Source organism: Sporomusa intestinalis, assembly GCF_055383785.1.
Genome location: NZ_AP042390.1, coordinates 4,091,709 through 4,110,225, shown reverse-complemented (window position 1 = coordinate 4,110,225; position 18,517 = coordinate 4,091,709). Strand labels below are relative to the sequence as shown.

Genomic DNA, 18,517 nt, shown 5'->3' with positions numbered 1-18,517 from the left:
GTCAGGAAAGGAGGGAGTAAGAGGGAACTTGCCGCATAGGGCCTTATTTTTATTGATGGCAATAATTATTTACTAATTGTGAAAGTTTGTTACCTCACCAAACGTAAGTTGCCGCCTGAAAATGAAGAGGAGAGATAAACAGTATATGAAAACGTCCAGAAAGAGATTGAAAAAAATGCACAGATATACATGCGGTGCTTTTTTATTTGTATGGGCCTGCAGTCTGTCAGCCCCCGGCTGGGCCCAGCCGGTTTCAGAAGAAGAGCCGGAGCAGGCTGTTGCCGGGCAGGCGGCCGCCGAACCGATATGGGAATTGGAAGGGATTACGGTTACGGCCCGCCGGGCGGAAGAAAATCCGAAAGACGTACCCTTCACGGTCAATGTTGTCGGCAGCGCTGAGATAACAGAGCGGCGGCTGGTGTCGCTGGAAGAGGCCTTACGCCAGGTGCCCGGCGTGGAAATTAATTCCTACAATGCCGCCTTTGACACGGCGGTAAAAATTCGTGGGGTAGGGGCTTTACAGAAAGCAAGCCTTGACGATACCTCGGTGACGTTTTCGATGGACGGCGTCCCCCAGTCCGGGGTCAGCGCCACGCTGAATCTCCTGGACGTTGAAAGGGTGGAAGTGCTCAAGGGGCCGCAGGGCACCCTTTTTGGCCGTAACAGCGAAGCCGGTGCCATCAATATTGTGACCCGCCAGCCGACGCAGTGGTCTGAAGGTTATTTCCGCACTGAATTTGGCGAAGAAAACCAGCAGATGCTGGAGGGGGCCGTCAGCGGGCCGCTGGCGGACAAGCTGAGCGGCCGCTTTGCGGCACGGTGGAGCAAGTCTGACCACCCGGTGAAAAATGATGCGGAGGGTGGAAGGCCGGTCACCAAGCCGGAGCAGACCGCTATGAGAGGCACATTGCTGTGGCAGCCTACGGAAGCCACCGATTTAACACTGACCATTAACTATGATAAGGATACTAACAAACCTGCGATATCAGTGCTCCATCCCTATGGCGACTCGCCTCGGGTATTCAATAAACCGGCAGGCAGCAGTGACGGCGACAAAACAGCAAAGGGCTATACGCTAAAGGCTGAACATTCCCTCAGCAACAGTATCTTTACTTCCTTGACCGGCTATTCAGAAACAGATTACACAGAAAAGCACCCTTTTGAGGGATATTTGTATGAAAGGCTTTATGGCATCAGGCCGGAGGCGGTCCGGGGGATTAGTGGCAATGAAGACGCGTTCAGTCAAGAGTTTCGTTGGTCCTCCAAACCTCAGGCGCCGGTCTTTTGGGTTGTGGGTATGAATTATCTGCATACCGATCGCATCCATGACACCGATTTTGATACCGGCAGCGCTTATGGCTACTATTTTGCATCCAACCCCTTTAACGCCGATATTGACCGGCGCTTTAAGGTGGAAAGTAAAGCAATTTTTGGGGAAGTGACCTATCCTGTGGCCGATAGGCTGAAGCTGACTGGCGGCCTGCGGCGCTCCTGGGAAGAGAAAAAGTATAACGCGATATGGCGGGCTAACGACGATAACCCCAGTTCGCTTCGCCTGGCTACAGACCGGCAAGAACTTAGTGACAGTTATACTACCGGCCGGGTGGCGCTCAACTATGAACTCAACCCGCGGACTAATCTCTATGCGGTTGCTGCCCGGGGCTACAAAACCGGCGGTTTTAATGACGTTGATACCAATATTGCCTTTGGTTTACCTGCCAAACCTTACGGTCCCACCCGGGTCAACAGCTATGAAGCCGGCTTTAAATCCACCCTGGTCGACAACCGCCTCATGTTAAACGGCGCTTATTTTTATAATGATAACGATGGGGACCACCTGATGGTGTTCGACCCGGTGAATTATACTGCCAGTGCGGAAAACTTTGATACGCGCAGTAAGGGCGCTGAGTTGGAACTGAACTGGCTTGTCGGCGGCGGTTTTACCCTGGGGGCGGGTGTAAGTTATACCGATGCCAAAATTGTTTCCGTGCCCACCGGCAGTATATCGGGGGCGAGTGCGGGCAATCATGTGCCGGATTCAGCCAAGTGGAGCACAACCTTGTCTCTGGGCTACGAGAAAGCGGTGGGTGACGTACTGGGTATCCGGGACGCCACCCTGCATGGCAAAATTACCGACAGATATGTTGGCAGCCGGGCTGCTGATCCGCAAAACTCGTTTAATTTGGATGCCTATCACAAGGTAGATGTACGGGTCGGTTTAGCCAACGCCAAGCGTGAGGTTTACCTCTGGGTGGACAATCTGCTGGATGAACGGTTTGACTATTATGGCTTTAACTCGGGGGGCTATGCTATAGGCGTACCCAGCCGGGGACGTACTGTCGGCTTAGGCATGGCGACCTATTTTTAAGCCGGTTCGATGCTAATGGATCAAATTGACGAAGCGGGGTGAATATATGGAGAATATTGCAGAAGCAAAGCAGAAGACAGGGATTTTCCGCCTGTTGGAGATCGCGGGTGAAAAAAGGGATTTACTGATCCTGTCCGCCATCTTGTCATCAATCAGTACGCTGCTGTTGTTTATTCCCTTTGTCGTTACCTACTTTATTGTGGCGGAGCTGTTACATAATGCCGCCCAGCCGGCGATGAGCGATATGGCGCTCATCCGCCGGTGGGGCTTGGGGGCCCTCTGGTCTCTGTTAGGCGCTCTGGTATTTTTATATGGCGGCAGTATCGCTTCCCATATCTCTGCCTTCCGGATACTGTACAGCCTGCGCATGCGCCTGGCCGAGCATCTGGCCAGGCTGCCCATGGGCTACCATACCCGCCGGTCGTCCGGCGCGATCAAGAAAACGCTGGAAATGAGCGTGGAGAAAATTGAAGGGTTTATTGCTCACCAACTGTCTGATTTCATAGGGGCAGTGGCGCTGATGGTGATCATGCTGCTGGGCATGTTTGTGCTTGACTGGCGGCTGGCGCTGGTCTGCGCCGTCCCCATTGCCGCTGCCTATTTGCTGCAATTCTCGCTTTTTTTTAGTAAGGAAGGAAAAGAAATCGCCAAGCAGTACCATGATGCGCTGGAACGGATGAATGCGGCAGGCGTCGAATATGTGCGGGGCATGCCCGCGGTCAAGGTGTTTGGCCTTACGGTGGATACTTTTTTGCGCTTTCATAACTCCATTACCGGCTACCGGGACTGTGTGGTAGAGTATACAAAATTCTGCAAACGCCCTTACATCCTGTTTACGACGATACTGGCCTCGCTTCTGGCCTTTATTCTGCCGGCAGGCCTGTTGTTATTGAGCGGTCAGCCCGCCAATCAGGCATTTGCATTGACAATTATGCTCTTTTTGGTCTTGGCGCCGGGGCTGACTGTGCCGATGATGAAGCTGATGTATTTAGGCGGCTATCTGCAGCTGATTGCCGAGGGTGTGGCCAGGATTGATGATATATTTGCGCAAAAATCTCTCGGGGAACCGGACAGTCCCCAAACGCCCGGCAACTACCGGATAGAATTTGATAATGTCAGCTTTAGTTATGACGGCCAAGAGGCTGCAACCCGTACGGAAGCCCTTACCTGTGTATCCTTTACGGCGCACGAACAGGAAATTACGGCGTTAGTGGGACCCTCCGGCAGCGGGAAAAGTACCATTGCCAATCTGATCCCCCGGTTTTGGGATGTCCGGTCAGGCTCTATCCGGATTGGCGGTGTGGATATCCGGGATATGGGCACGGAGAAGCTGATGGATATTGTTGCTTTTGTGTTCCAGGATGTACACCTTTTTTATGACACCATTGAGGAAAATATCCGCATGGGCCAGGCAAACGCCAGCCGTGACCAGGTCATCGCGGCGGCCCAGGCGGCCTGTTGCCATGAATTCATTGAACAGCTGCCCCAGGGGTATGAAACCAAAATCGGGGAAGGAGGCACCTATCTTTCCGGGGGCGAGGCCCAGCGTGTGGCCATTGCCCGGGCTGTTCTCAAAAACGCGCCCATCCTGGTGCTGGATGAAGCCACCGCCTTTGCCGACCCGGAAAACGAGACGAAAATACAAGCCGGACTCAGCGCGCTTATCAAAGGGAAAACCGTCATCATTATTGCCCACCGGCTTGCCACCATCCGCGAGGCCAACCAGATCCTGGTGGTAGCTGATGGACAAATTGCGGAATCCGGCCGGCACGGTGATTTACTTGCCCAAAACGGGTTATACCGCCGCCTGTGGGAGGCTCATATCGATGCCGGTGCCTGGGCGCTTGCCCAAAATAAAACAACAAAGGCGGTGACTGCCTGATGAAAAATTTCTTTTATAATATCTCCAGCGGCCATCCGCAGGCGCTAATCCTGCCTTGCATAGCCTCTTTTCTGGACGGCCTCTGTAAAATCGTACCTGCAGTCCTGGTCTTTGATGTGATTAACACTATTTATGTTTCTTATGCACAACCGGCACTGCCGCTCAACACCGGCAGGCTGTGGACGGTAAGCGCCATACTCGCGGGGTGGATGATCGTGCAATATCTGGCTGCCGGTTTTGCCTATAGTAAGACCTTTACGGCCGCCTATGATACGTCCGCCCTGGGCCGAACCGCTCTGGCCGAACATCTGCGCAAGCTGTCGCTGGGCTTTTTGTCCAGCCGCGATCCCGGTGACCTGACCACTATGATGCTCGGCGACTATGCCAATGTGGAAATTACGATTTCCCGCAATGTTCCCCAGTTGGTCAGTGCGATTGCTTTTCCTGTTCTGGCCTTTATTTCCCTGCTCTTTATCAACTGGCAAATGGCTGTTGCCATGTTTGTGGCCCTGCCTTTTTCCCTATTCATCATCTGGCTTTCATCGGGTCTGCAACAGCGGTTGGGAAAAAAACATGTAGAGGCCAAGGTGGACAGTGCCAGTCGGTTGCAGGAATACCTGCTGGGCATGCGGGAAATCAAGGCGCACAACCTTAGCGGCCAGCGTTTTCAGCGACTGCAGGAAGCCTTTATGCGGCTGATGCGCGAATCAATCCGGCTGGAGGGTTTTATCGGTCCGGTGATGATGGTGGCTATTGCCTGTGTTCGCGCCGGCTTTACCCTGATGATATTTACCGGGACCTATCTTTTGGCCGGCGGTGAACTCACGCTGCCCGTATTCCTTGTATTCTTATTGCTCGGCATCCGTGTATTTGAACCGCTGACCATGGTATTCGTCAACTACGCCGAAATCCGTTATGCGGCCTTAAGCGCGGAACGGATCATGCAAATACGCCGGGAACAGCCTTTGCCCGGTACCAGTGACGCTCCTGCCGGCCATAGTATTGAATTTGCAGATGTTACCTTTGCTTATGAGGATACCGCTGTACTAAAAAATGTATCCTTTACCATCGCCCCCAACAGCATCACGGCTCTGGTTGGCCCTTCCGGCAGCGGCAAGAGCACGATAGCCCGTCTGATCACGCGCTTTTGGGATGTGCAGGGCGGCAGGGTACTGCTGGACGGCAGGGATATTAAGGAGATTGATCCGGAGAAGCTTTTAGTGCGCGTGTCCATGGTTTTTCAGGATGTGTATCTTTTTAAAGACACTATCGTCAACAATATCAGAGTCGGCAAAATGGATGCTTCACGGGAAGAAATTGAATGGGCCGCCAGGCAGGCCTGCTGCCATGACTTTATCATGAAGCTGCCCCAGGGGTATGATACACCGGTGGGGGAAGGGGGCTGCACTCTGTCGGGCGGTGAAAAACAGCGCATATCCATTGCCCGGGCGCTGTTAAAGGATGCGCCGATTGTGTTGCTGGACGAAGCCACTGCTTCGCTGGACCCGGAAAACGAAATTCAGGTCCAGCGGGCCATCAATGCGCTGGTCAGCAACAAGACTGTGGTAATTATTGCTCACCGCCTGAAAACCGTCCAGGGAGCAGACAAGATTATTGTCTTGGAGAAGGGAAAAGTAATAGAGCAAGGCGTGCATGAAGAACTGCTGGCCAGACCAGGCTTGTACAACCGCCTGTGGACCCTGCAGCAGCAGTCAGCAGGCTGGAAAATGAAAGCATCATGATATTAATAGGAACAGTAGGCATTAGAGGAATAGCTGGGGTTAAGTTGTCAGGGCGAATTATATTTACTGGTTAAAGCTTATGACTAATAGAAGGAGGTAAGCCTGTTTTATGATTGCATTGCTGGAAGACATCCGGGCTATTTACAAACATGATCCTGCCTGCAGGAACCTGGAGTTCCTTTTGTATCCCTCATTGCATGTCATAACGGTCCACCGGTATGTGATACATCCGCTTTACCTTATAGGAATACCATTTTTGCCGCGCTTATTTTCCCAGTTCATGCGTTTTTTTACCGGCATTGAAATTCATCCAGGAGCTAAAATCGGGCCAGGTTTCTTCTGCGATCATGGCAGCGGGGTGGTGATCGGCGAGACGGTGGAAATCGGCGCTAATTGTACGCTGTTTCATGGCGTTACCCTGGGGGGAACCGGAAAAGAACAACGAAAGCGGCATCCCACCATCGGCGATAATGTGTTTATCGGCCACGGTGCTACCATTCTTGGTCCGGTCACTATTGGCAGCAACAGTAAAATCGGAGCGCAAACGGTTATTGTCAACCGGGATGTGCCGGAAGACTGCACGGTAATTTATTCACCGCCAAAAATTGTTAAAATGGGCGGAAAATCAGTGAATTTGCCGTTGCCGGTAGCACAGTACCGGCAATTGGAGCAGGAACGGGAGAAACTGGCAGAGCTGACAGCGTGAGAACGGATCAAGGAGTGAGTTGGCTTATTGAATATCCGGATTATGGTATTGCCTGCCTCAACGCTTAGCCCGGATTTACCTATGTTATTGCCGGCCGGTGAAGTCCAGCTCTGGCCAGTGCTTATTCAGAATTTCGCGAGCAGAAGCAACCAGTTGGCGGAGTTGCTTTCAGAGGCAGAAGCCGGCCGGATGCAACAGTTCCGTTTCCCCCAGGACCGACTGCGTTTCCTTGTGGCCCATAGCCTGCTCCGACGGCTACTCGGCCGGTATCTGAACCTTGCTCCCGGCCAGATTCTGTTCGGGGCAGGTTCTGCCGGCAAGCCTGAGCTGGCAGGTACGCATGACCGGGAGTTGCTTTCCTTTAATATTTCCCATTCGCACAACCTGGTGGTGTTGGCTTTTGCCAGAGTGCGCAACCTTGGTGTTGATGTGGAGCATATCCGGCCTATGCCGGATTTCCCGGAAATAGTGGCGTCTTTTTTTCATTCGCAGGAAAGAGAAGCGCTGCAGCGCCGCCCTTGCGATGAAAGACAGCAGGCTTTTTTTGAATACTGGACATGTAAAGAGGCATTTGTCAAAGCGACAGGCGAAGGCTTGAGCCGTTCCCTTGATTCTTTTAGCATTACACTGAGCAATCAAAAGAACCATGGTATGGCCTGTGTAACCGGAGACGGGATCAGGACGGCAAAGTGGAATATTGTGCCGTTCGCGCCCGCCCCGGGATATGCGGGTGCTGTTGCATTCGGAGTTTGACCGCAAAGCCGGCTGCTATTATCTTTGAAAATATTTGTCCTCTAATATGAAAAATTAGGGAAATTACTTAGTCCGGCAGGAACGGTTATATCTTTAAAGAATACAGAGTTGTAGGAAAATAGGAGGTGTTTTCTATGACTCAGTATTATGTGAATAAACCGGAAAATACTGCACTGGATTTCAAATGTACAGCCTGCGGCTATGTTTGGACAACCGCAGACAGCAAACAGTCTGTATGTCCGACCTGCGGTTATGCCTGCAATCCCTATTCCTGTCAGGTGCTGCCTGCGTCCGGGACCAAGCCGGCCGCCGCTGCCCAGGATGCCAAAAAGCCTGTCGATGGCTTCAAATGTACAGCCTGCGGCTATATATGGACAATAAATGATGAAAAACATGATAACTGCCCGGCCTGCGGCTATGCCTGCAACCCCTATTCGTGCCAGGTGGTATTTACACCGAAACCGGATTAGATCAGGATCAAGCAGACAGTTTTTGTTGACAAGCAGAGAATTGCTTATGTCTTTTTGTGGCTTTTGGGCCGTCAACAGACCGGGGCTGCCTTTACCGGCACCGGCAGCTGCCCGGTCGGAATCGTTACCTTGCTGGCTGGGAGTGACAAGGCTGCTCGCTATAATGGCGAGCGGCTTTTTTACATTCTGCAATAAAAAAAGAAAATTCCTTCCCCATCCGGCAATTTATCTTGTAATGTTGCAGGATTTTTGGCATTTTCCTGGGAATTTATTGTATATAGTCATCAGCGCCGGAAAACAGCAGCCCTGAATGAAACCGGCCAGGTTAAATCTGCACAACAAGCTGTGAAACGGAACAAAGGGGGGATGGCAGTGATTAGAAAAGCCTTTATTGAATTGGTGTATGAGAGTGCCCATATGCAGCGCTGGAATGACCATATCCGCCCCACAGGCTTTACGGAATTGGACAAGCAGGCCCACAAAATGATTATCGCTTTTGTATTGGCCAGATTTGAAGAGGATGACCGGGGGGCGGTCATTAACTGGGTCAATTTAATCGAGGGGGGAATTTTCGAGTTTCTGCACAGGATTTGTTTGACAGACATAAAACCTTCGGTTTTTCATGAATTGATGTCCACCCATGGCGATAAGCTGAACCGTTGGGTGTTAAACGAATTAAAGCCGAAAATAGACTGTGTCGGCGAAGAGTTTTACTATAAATTTGAAAAGTATCTCACCGAGGCGGGATATTTTCATAAAGAAAAGAAAATCCTGCGGGCCGCCCATTATCTGGCGACGAACTGGGAGTTTCAGATTATCCACAACCTCAATTCGAACATCTATGGCCTGGAAGAAACCAAAGCACGAATTGACAATGAAATCGAGGATCATGCCGACCTGGTCGGCGTGCAAAAAATCTGGTTGGGGAAAAAGACCAATCATTTTATCAATCTTGTGGGCCAGCTGCGCTTTCAGCAAAGATGGGCCCAGTCGCCCCGCGTGCCGGAGACGTCGGTGATGGGACACATGCTGATTGTCGCGATATTTGCCTATGTATTTTCGCTCCAGACCGGGGCCTGTGCCCAACGGATCTGCAATAACTATTTTGGCGGGTTGTTTCATGACCTGCCGGAGGTTCTTACCAGAGACATCGTTTCCCCGGTGAAACGGTCCGTGCAAGGGCTGGAAGATCTGATCAAGCAAATCGAGAACCGCCAGATCCAGGAAAAGCTGCTGCCGCTGTTGCCTTCAGGCTGGCATAAACAGCTCTATTATTTTATTCGGGACGAGTTCAGCAATAAAATCATTGTGGATAACCAGGTAGTACTTGTCAATCCGGGGGAAATTGCGGCTAAATATAACGAAGATCAATACTCGCCGCTTGATGGTGATCTGCTTAAGGCCTGTGACCACTTTGCCGCCTATATTGAAGCCAAGCTTTCCTTGGCCCATGGCATTAGCTCGCGCCATCTCCGGGAAGGCGCCGATGATCTGTACCGCATTTATGAAAAGAAAAAAGTAGCAGATATTGACTTTGGGCTGCTTTTTGATTATTTTAAATAATAGGGATTATTGCCCGCAAATTCCATTTTGTAGCATACTATTCAGGTCTGTATTATCGTCCGGCGGCTTGTGCCGGCCCACTACTCATACATAACCTGCTAGGCCGCGGGTTAAACTTCTAACATTGTACACCAGTATTGCAAGCTAAGCAGCCTGTGCGTTTTTGCCGGCCAAACTGACCGCAAAGGCTGTAATCACAGGCCGGGGTTTAGTTATTTGCGTTATTATCGTGGAAAGGTATGTGACTGCATATGTGGTTTTCAAAAGCACCGGAACAGGCGCTTAACGAATTTAATGTCAATTCGGCGACCGGACTGACTACGGAAGAAGCCAAAGCCAGACTGGCCAAATATGGCGAAAACAAGCTAAAGGGAAACCCAAGAAAGGGTTAATCGCGTTATTTTTCGCCCATCTGCAGGATATGCTGATCTATGTCTTGCTGGGCGCCGCCGTTATTACTATTTATATTGGCGAATATGTTGACGCAGTTATTATCCTGCTGGTAGTTGTATTAAATGCAGTCATCGGTGTTGTGCAGGAATATAAAGCGGAAAAGGCGATCGAAGCGCTGCAGGAAATGACAACCCCCAGAGCGCTTGTAAAACGTGAGGGCGAGGTCTACGAAATTAACTCCGAAGAGCTTGTCCCCGGGGATATTGTTGTTCTTGACGCCGGCCGCTATGTCCCAGCCGATCTCAGGCTGATCGACAGTGCCAATCTAAAAATAGAGGAGTCATCACTTACGGGTGAATCAGTTCCGTCGGAGAAAGAGGCCAATGCTATCCACGAAAACCCCAAGACCCCGCTGGGGGATCAGTCCAATATGGCATTTATGTCAACTCTAGCCACCTATGGCCGGGGGGAAGGGGTCGTGGTGGCCACGGCAATGGACACGGAAATTGGCCGGATTGCCACGATACTGGATGAAGAAATCGAAGAAATGACGCCCCTGCAGAAACGGCTTGATGAGCTGGGCAAAACCTTAGGCTTTCTTGCTATCGGCATCTGTGCGCTTATATTCATTATCGCCCTTTTCCAGGACCGCAATTTATTTGAGATGTTCATCACCGCCATCAGCCTGGCGGTCGCCGCCATTCCGGAAGGGCTGCCGGCGATTGTTGCCATTGTTTTGGCCCTGGGGGTCACCAGAATGTCCAAAATCAATGCGATCGTCAAAAAACTTCCGGCCGTGGAGTCGCTGGGATCGGTAAACATCATTTGCTCGGATAAGACCGGAACCCTGACGCAGAATAAGATGACGGTGGTCAAGCTTTATACGTTCGGCAATGTAAAAGAAGTCCCGGCAGAAGGCATGGGACTGGAGGCCGGCCAGGACGAGCAGGAACTGATCAAATCCTTTGTGCTGTGCTCGGACGCAACCTGGGAAAATGGCCAAAGCACCGGCGACCCCACCGAGGTGGCCTTGATTGTCCTGGGGGAGAAATATGACCTGGCTAGGAGAACCCTGCATGCCGAATATAAACGGGTGGGTGAAAAACCCTTCGATTCAGACCGGAAGTTAATGTCGACCCTCAATCAGGAAGAGAATGCCTACCGGATTCATACCAAAGGGGCTATTGATAATATCCTGGAAATATCAACCACCGCCTTAGTGAACGGCCAGATTGTTCCCCTAACCGCCGCGATGAAAGCAACCTACCTACAGGTTGCCGAAGAAATGTCGGATAATGCCCTGCGCGTTCTGGGGGCGGCCTTTAAAAACACGGACCAGATGCTGGCGCAGGCCGACATGGAAACCGACCTGACCGTAATTGGGCTGGTGGGGATGATCGATCCGCCCCGGATTGAGGTCCGCGATTCCATCCATGAAGCGATCAATGCCGGCATAACACCAATTATGATTACCGGCGACCATAAAAATACAGCCGTGGCCATCGCCCGGGAACTGGGGATTGCCACCGGCATCGAGCAGAGTATTACCGGCGCCGAGCTGGATGAACTGTCTGATGAGGAATTTTTAAGCAAAATAAACAATTACCGGGTCTTCGCCAGGGTGTCGCCGGAGCATAAGGTCAAAATCGTAAAAGCCTATCAGGCCCACGGCAACGTTGTTTCCATGACCGGCGACGGCGTTAATGACGCCCCCTCCTTAAAGAATGCCGATATTGGTGTCGCGATGGGGATCACCGGGACTGACGTTTCCAAGGGTGCCAGTGATATGATCCTGACCGATGACAATTTTACCACCATCGTCCATGCCATCGAAGAAGGCCGGAACATTTACAATAACATTAAAAAATCGGTTATCTTCCTGCTTTCCTGCAATCTGGGCGAGGTTGTCGCCATATTCCTCTCCGTCCTGTTCTATTGGCCGGTACCACTAATGGCCACTCATCTACTGTGGATTAACCTGATTACAGACAGCCTGCCGGCGATAGCCCTCGGTGTCGATCCCGGCAATAAAGATGTTATGAAGAAAAAACCCCGGAACCCCAAAGAAAGCTTCTTTGCCAACGGTGACGGCTTCAGAGCGGTTCTGGGCGGCCTCCTGATCGGGAGCCTTACGCTGGCGGCCTTCTATTTTGGCTTGCAGGAACATGGCTACAGCCTGGGCTCAAGGTCGATTCCGGACGAGGTGCTGACCTATGCCCGGACAATGGCGTTTGTGGTCCTGGCCGGTTCCCAGCTATTCTACTCCTTAGCCATGCGTGATTCGGAAAAGTCCATTTTCCAGCTTGGCTTATTCTCGAATAAGTTTCTGATTGGTGCGATCCTGGTCGGGTTTATCTTACAGTTTGCGGTCATCTCCGTCCCGTTCCTGGCCGCAGCCTTTAAGGTCCAGATGCTTTCCGCCCACGACTGGGGCCTGGTCATCCTGTTTAGTCTGGTGCCGTTGGTATTAAAGGAACTCTCTAAGCTGCTTACCCGTGCCAGCAGCAACTAACCTGGAAAAAAGCCGGAGCTGACCTCCGGAACCCGCTTTGTCCGGCAACTGACAACAGCGGGTTTGTTTTTCCTGCTGTCCGGATTTTAGCGCAGCAGGCCCGGCTGCCGCTGCTTTCACCAAAGGATATTGGCAGTTTATGGCGAACTGGATAGATAATAGAATGATAGTGAGTTTTTGCCCCCTCTTCCTGTGTAAGGTTTTAAAGGAGATGATGACCAATGAACCTGTGCCGGCAAACTGTGTTGTGGCTGCTCATCTTTTGTTTAACGTCTTTTGCCGGGCCTGCCCATGCGCTTACCCCGCTTAAAGTGGCCGTTTTGCCTGTTATCAATACCGCCCAGTACCGATACGCCGAGGATGTGCAGATCGTTCAGGACCTTATCAAAAAACCGTTCAAATACCCTTATTATACGCTGCTGCCGGCCGATACGGCCGCCCAGGCCGCCCAAGCCGTCAGCGCTGATAACTACCCTCGCGGGCTGGCGGATGAAAAGGCGATGGCCGGTCTTGCCACCGCCTTGTCTGCCGATATCGTTGTTGTGGTCGAGTTGTCAAAAGTCCGGCTGAAACGCCTATACCTGCCCTGGTATGATGAAACCTATATTGACTCCAACATCGTGCTGACAGGGTATGCCTATTCGGCCGTAACCGGCAAATATGATGTAATCAAAGTGTCGAAAGTTAAATGGGAACCGGAAAGCATTTACACAGACGCCGCCTTTGTTTTTTCAGAACTGACCGAGCAAATACTGGGGAAGCTGCCTTATAAACGCATCCCGGTGCTGGCCGGGCCATGAACCGGGCTGCCGCCCGGACCTGCCGCACTGCTTGCGGACAGCGGGAATAAACCGAGTGAAATAGGAGAGAAGGGGACGGAATGCGGACCGTTGATCGTATCATAGCAACTTCAGACCTGCACGGGCAAAACACACGCTTTGTTAACCTGTTGCAAAAAACCGGTTACGAACCAGGCCAGGACCTGCTGGTGGTATGCGGCGATTTGATAGACCGGGGCGAAGAAAACCTGGACTGTCTTGCTACCTGCATAGAGTTGCAGCAGCAGGGGGCCATCCTGCTTAAAGGCAATCATGAGCAATTCTTAGAACACAGTCTGGTAGAAATGCTGACAACCGATACCTGGCGCACCCGGCCCTCCGACAGCCTGTATACCTGGATTAAGCATAACGGCGGCGCCCGGATGTATGAGGAAATTAAAGATTTGTCACCAGGCCGGTTAAGGGAAATCCTGCAGTTTGTCCGCAGCCTGCCCCTGTATCTGGCGGTTGGTAAGTTTATTTTCAGCCATGCCGGCGCCAACACCGCCAAACCGATTGAAGCCAATACCGAGAATGAGCTGGTATGGATGGAGGAAACCTTTCCCTTTTGTCCGGCCTATGCCGGCAAGGTTATCGTCTTCGGGCACATTCCCACCTGGCTTTTGTATCATTACCACGATATAAAAAAGCGAAAACAGGCCAGGATCTGGTACGACCGCCAGTACCAGGACAAGATCTGCCTGGATTGCGGCGGGGTATTCGGCGGCCGGCTGGCCGCTATCGAGCTGCCAAGCTGCCGCGAGTTTTATAATTAGGTCTCCTTGTTTTTAATGAAAGCGGCCTTGGAAAATTCATTAGCCGCCGGGGCTGTGGCAGCATATAGCGGTGTAAAGGGGTATGGGTAAGCTGCCGACGAGTGCATTAAGATCGAGATGCCAAAAGCTGGGTTCTGCGGAATCCGGCTTTTATTGTGCAAGCGAATAATGCTGTATCCCCAGGCATACCAAACTCGTGTCCATAAAATCACGGCGGGGGCAAGACGACGCTTCCCTGAATTCATATATATTTTATTATAATACCATTATAAAATATGTAATATTATTTATCAGCTATTTACTTTATAATTAAATAAATTGATATTGGGAATCATTATCAAAATAATATTGAGAGGGACAAGCAATTCATTAACAACAGGAGGAGTCTGCGCAAGGCCATTAATTAAACAAGGGGGGAGGCACGATAATCACACGGCAATGACCGGCTACATCATCGTTGTTCCTATGGCCTGAATCACCGCCGTGCGGCCCAACGCTGAGGGAAACATGGAAACCTCGGCATATGGCGGGCAAGCATCAAGCGCTGGCGAAATGGGGTGCGGTAGGAGCGCAGAAGAGAACCGGGTATTTATTTTTACATTTATATAAAACATAACGACTTTACACAAAATTATTTAACAGGAACGATTAATTTTTCAATCGTGGGGGGAGATCTATTGAATTCGGGAAAGAAACGGAAAAAAAGCAAAATCGGGCTGGTCGCCCTCGGTCTGAGCGTTGCCATGAGCTTGCCGGCATACGCCGCTGCCGCCGAGGACGATTATGTTTACCAATTTGGCGAAATAGTGGTAACGGCCGCCGGCTACGAGCAGAGTCTTGTCGAGGCGCCGGCCAGTATTTCTGTGGTCACCGCCGAGGAAATCAGCCGGCGCGGCTATACCGATCTGGCGGGCATCCTGAGTGATGTCGAAGGCGTCGAGGTGCGCGGCTCGGTCGATCGGGCCGGGGTAACGGCCATCAGCATCCGCGGGCTCTCGGAGGAGTATACGCTGATCATGGTGGACGGCATTCCGATCAACGGCGACCGCGCCAACGGCGGAACCCAATACGGCGGCACGGTGGCGGGCTCTTACCTGCCGCCGATGGCGTCCATCGAGCGGGTTGAGGTCGTCCGCGGCCCGATGTCGACCCTGTACGGCTCCAACGCCATGGGCGGCGTGGTCAATATCATTACCAAAAAAGTAAGCAGTGAATGGAACCACAACCTAACGACAGACTACACCGTCTACCCGGATTCCGACCGGGGCACCGTCAGCCGCTGGTCCTTGTATTCAAGCGGTCCCTTGGACGACGACGACCGGCTGGGACTGTCCCTGCGCGGCCACTGGCTCCGGCGGGGCGCGTCCGATGCCGTCAAGGGCATTGTCCCCAACGAGGGCTTTGTCGCGTTGCGCAACTACAGCCTCGGCTCCAAGCTGACCTGGCAGCGGGACGACAGCAACAGCTTCTGGCTGGACGTCGATAAGTCGGTCAACGATTTCTCCAAATCGGTATCGGCGACCATGCGGAGCAACCCGTTCCGCGGCGACCGCTTCAAATGGACGCTGGGCAGCGACAATAAAGTCTCCTACGGCGACTGGAGCACCACCCTGACCTACAATGAAATCACGTGGAAGGGCTATTTAAACGGCGCCCGCACCATAGTAAACGACAACCTGACCTTTGAAACCAAGCTGGTCGCGCCGGTTGGCGACGCGCATAAACTGACGGTGGGCGGCAGCTACTGGGATCAGGAGCTCACTGACCCGAATTACGTCGCCGAGCTGGGAAAGGATACGCTTACCGCCAAAACCACCGCGCTGTTTCTGGAGGACGACTGGCGGCTTAAGGATGATCTGACCTTTACCTACGGCGCCCGTTACGAGCACCACGACTTCTTTGGTAGCCATGTGTCACCGCGGGGCTACTTGGTCTGGAAGGCCAGTGACAATTGGACGCTGAAAGGCGGCGTCAGCAGCGGCTACAAACGGCCTACCCTCGCGCAGTCCACCGACGGCAGGACGGGCGGCAGCCAGGGCACTGACCCAAATAGCGTGCCCACCCACAGATACGGCAACTCCGACCTTAAGCCTGAGGAAACCACCAACAAGGAACTGGGCTTCTATTACCAGCAGCCCGGCGGCCTCAGCGCCAATGTCACCTTCTTCCAAACGGATTTTAAAAATAAAATCCAGTCGGTGGATCTTGAGAGCGGAACCTGGTGGAAAGGCAATTACCTTGATCCTGACGCCGGGGTTAACTATGCATCCTATCAAAACCTGGGCGGCAAACAGGAGGTCAAGGGGGTTGAGCTGGGCACCAAGATTCCGCTGGCGCAAAACCTAGGGCTGAATTTAAGTTACACCTATACGAACAACGGCGATGACGGCTACCGGATCACCAACGCGCCGAAGCAGTCGGTGAACGCGCGGTTGAACTGGCAGGCCGACGAGAAGACCAGTGCCTGGCTGCGGACGGAATATCGCGGCAAAATGCTGCGGTATAACACACCAACCATTACTGCGGCGCAGCAGCAGGCCATCGACAGATATGGCAAGCACTTCGGCACCTATACCCTGCTTGACCTGGGCATATCCCGCAAGCTATCCGACTCTGTCACGCTGAATTTCGCGGTCAACAATCTGCTGGACAAAGACCTCAGCGAGCATTACACTTTCAATGGCACGAACTACTATAAGTACGGTACTCTCGGGCAAAGCTCAAGCGGCGGCGCAGTCTTGCCGGGCCGGAACTATTGGGTATCCATGAACTACAATTTCTAAAACGTATTTTGTGGGAGCCATGCAGACGCGGATGTGTCCGGTCTGCATGGCTTTTATTCGGCCGCCGCGGTCTCTCCTCAATACGGTTGGCGGCTATGCACAAAGGAGGCTGAGCGACTGCTTTCCGAAGCTTCCGGCTACCTCTATTTTCGTGTTTTCTCGCATTGCCCGCCCAATATTCCGTAGATCTGTTTATGGGTTATCCAAATTCATCTGTGATTGCACTTATTCACAATAAACTACAACTAATCTAACGACAAGGAGGCGACGTAATGCCGCAGCGAATTTATCAGTGCAGTATGCGGATACGGGCCGTAGTCCGGACGTCACAGACGGAAGGAACCGGTGGCAATGATGCAATACTGGTATAAAATACATAAATGGACCAGTCTGGTTTGTGCAGTTTTTTTGTTGATTATGTGCGCCAGCGCGCTACCGCTGATTTTCAAACAGGAAATTAACGACTTTAACCGGGTACAGAGGCCGGTGGTGTCAAGGCCGGCGCCGCTGAAGGCAGCGCCTTCGCCGCTGGAAACAACCCCTGTTTCTTTGGGCACGCAGGCAGCAAATATTCTTGAGCGTAATCCCGGCTACAGCCTGCGCGCGGTTTCGCTGGATTATGAACAGCAAAACGCGCGGTTTTCCCTGCAAACAGAAGGAAAAAGGCTGCAGATCCGTACTGACCTTCAGACTGGCCGGGTGCTTGAACAGTCCGAACGGAGTGCGGGTCATGGTGGCCGGGGGGGACAGTCCGATAACCAGATAAAGTATACGGCTATCCCCCAGTTTCTTAATTTCATGCACCACATGCATGTGGACCTGTACCTGGGGTCTTTCGGCCGGGATTTGCTGGGCTGGATGTGCGGGTTAAGCGTTGTTGCCCTGTTGACGGGGTTGTGGCTGTATGCGCCATTCATGAAAACCGTCCCGTTTGGAGTCATCCGCGCTGCACCCTGCCGGCACTGGTGGATGGACTGGCATAAGCTGTCAGGCATTGTCACGCTGGTCTGGGCGGTATTGTTATGTTTGAGCGGCTTTTTCCTGGTCTTTGGCGGTTCGGTGAGCAATGCCTGGAATGAAAATGTCCGCCAGGAGTTGTTGGCCAAATACCAGGGAACGCCTTTTTCCACATCATCGCATATTTCCCTTGATGATGTGCTGAAAACAGCCGCAGCGACCTCGCCGGAGCGGCAGGTAACGTCAATTGAGCTGCCGCAGGAAGACGGAAAAATGCCCTGGCATTATGTTGTTCGCACCCAGGGCGAGGGTTTTGCCGCGCGTTTTCAGCAGTCTGTTTGGGTTGACGCGTCGACCGGCACTGTCACAGCCACGATTGTCCAGCCCTGGTATCTGCAGGCAATTTCATTGGCCAGGCCAATTCATTTCAACAACCATGATACTTTACCGTTAAAAATCCTGTGGTTCGTTACCGATGCGCTGACCTGCTTTATGATTATTACCGGCATTTATGCCTGGTGGGTAAAATTCCGGCCGGCCAGACCGGTAGCCTCGCAGCATTTGACGCCGGCAGAACGCCCGGTACGCCAGTCGAACCGGCAAATCTGGCTGCTGCCGGTTGTCATTATCGCCCTGTCCCTGGTCGGTGTTCTGGCACCGTTAGCCGGCGGACATTACAATACGCCGGCGACAGTTGCTTTGGCAATACCTCTCATCCTGACGGTATACTACTGGCTGCGCCGCTAACCCTCCGGCCGCTAACACGGGAAACAAACACAAGGGGCGTGCCCGAC

13 protein-coding genes are annotated in these 18,517 nt (G+C 52.3%); all 13 read left to right on the top strand.

All coding sequences use genetic code 11. The annotated features are described in order from the left end of the window. The first annotated feature begins 175 nt into the window (after positions 1-175). Complete coding sequence (locus ACZ481_RS19225) at positions 176-2,368, top strand: TonB-dependent receptor (protein WP_464766950.1); 2,193 nt, start codon at positions 176-178, stop codon at positions 2,366-2,368. Between the two features lie 46 nt (positions 2,369-2,414). After that, positions 2,415-4,250 (top strand): ABC transporter ATP-binding protein, encoded by a 1,836-nt coding sequence (locus ACZ481_RS19220; RefSeq protein WP_464766949.1) that lies wholly within the window; start codon positions 2,415-2,417, stop codon positions 4,248-4,250. Further along, positions 4,250-5,992, top strand: coding sequence for an ABC transporter ATP-binding protein (locus tag ACZ481_RS19215; protein ID WP_464766948.1), 1,743 nt, complete (start codon positions 4,250-4,252; stop codon positions 5,990-5,992). Before ACZ481_RS19220 ends, ACZ481_RS19215 begins: the two co-directional genes overlap by 1 nt. 109 nt (positions 5,993-6,101) lie before the next feature. After that, positions 6,102-6,698: a serine O-acetyltransferase EpsC gene (epsC, locus tag ACZ481_RS19210; RefSeq protein ID WP_464766947.1), complete on the top strand. Its 597-nt coding sequence runs from the start codon at positions 6,102-6,104 to the stop codon at positions 6,696-6,698. Between the two features lie 27 nt (positions 6,699-6,725). Further along, on the top strand, positions 6,726-7,451 hold the full coding sequence (locus tag ACZ481_RS19205) for a 4'-phosphopantetheinyl transferase family protein (RefSeq protein ID WP_464766946.1): 726 nt from the start codon (positions 6,726-6,728) through the stop codon (positions 7,449-7,451). A gap of 134 nt (positions 7,452-7,585) precedes the next feature. After that, positions 7,586-7,921, top strand: coding sequence for a hypothetical protein (locus ACZ481_RS19200; RefSeq protein ID WP_464766945.1), 336 nt, complete (start codon positions 7,586-7,588; stop codon positions 7,919-7,921). Positions 7,922-8,287: 366 nt separating this feature from the next. After that, complete coding sequence (locus ACZ481_RS19195; RefSeq protein ID WP_464766944.1) at positions 8,288-9,484, top strand: HD domain-containing protein; 1,197 nt, start codon at positions 8,288-8,290, stop codon at positions 9,482-9,484. 251 nt (positions 9,485-9,735) lie between these two features. Beyond that, on the top strand, positions 9,736-9,876 hold the full coding sequence (locus ACZ481_RS19190) for a cation-transporting P-type ATPase (protein WP_464766943.1): 141 nt from the start codon (positions 9,736-9,738) through the stop codon (positions 9,874-9,876). Between the two features lie 29 nt (positions 9,877-9,905). Continuing rightward, positions 9,906-12,389: a cation-translocating P-type ATPase gene (locus ACZ481_RS19185; protein ID WP_464766942.1), complete on the top strand. Its 2,484-nt coding sequence runs from the start codon at positions 9,906-9,908 to the stop codon at positions 12,387-12,389. A 221-nt stretch (positions 12,390-12,610) separates the two neighbouring features. Then, a complete protein-coding gene (locus ACZ481_RS19180; protein ID WP_464766941.1) occupies positions 12,611-13,189 on the top strand; it encodes a hypothetical protein in 579 nt (192 codons plus the stop codon). Between the two features lie 80 nt (positions 13,190-13,269). Beyond that, complete coding sequence (locus ACZ481_RS19175; protein ID WP_464766940.1) at positions 13,270-13,983, top strand: metallophosphoesterase; 714 nt, start codon at positions 13,270-13,272, stop codon at positions 13,981-13,983. Between the two features lie 677 nt (positions 13,984-14,660). Next, positions 14,661-16,766 carry a TonB-dependent receptor domain-containing protein gene (locus ACZ481_RS19170; RefSeq protein ID WP_464766939.1) on the top strand — a complete coding sequence of 702 codons (2,106 nt, stop codon included), beginning with the start codon at positions 14,661-14,663 and terminating at the stop codon, positions 16,764-16,766. A gap of 351 nt (positions 16,767-17,117) precedes the next feature. Further along, complete coding sequence (locus tag ACZ481_RS19165; RefSeq protein WP_464766938.1) at positions 17,118-18,470, top strand: PepSY-associated TM helix domain-containing protein; 1,353 nt, start codon at positions 17,118-17,120, stop codon at positions 18,468-18,470. Positions 18,471-18,517: the final 47 nt, after the last annotated feature.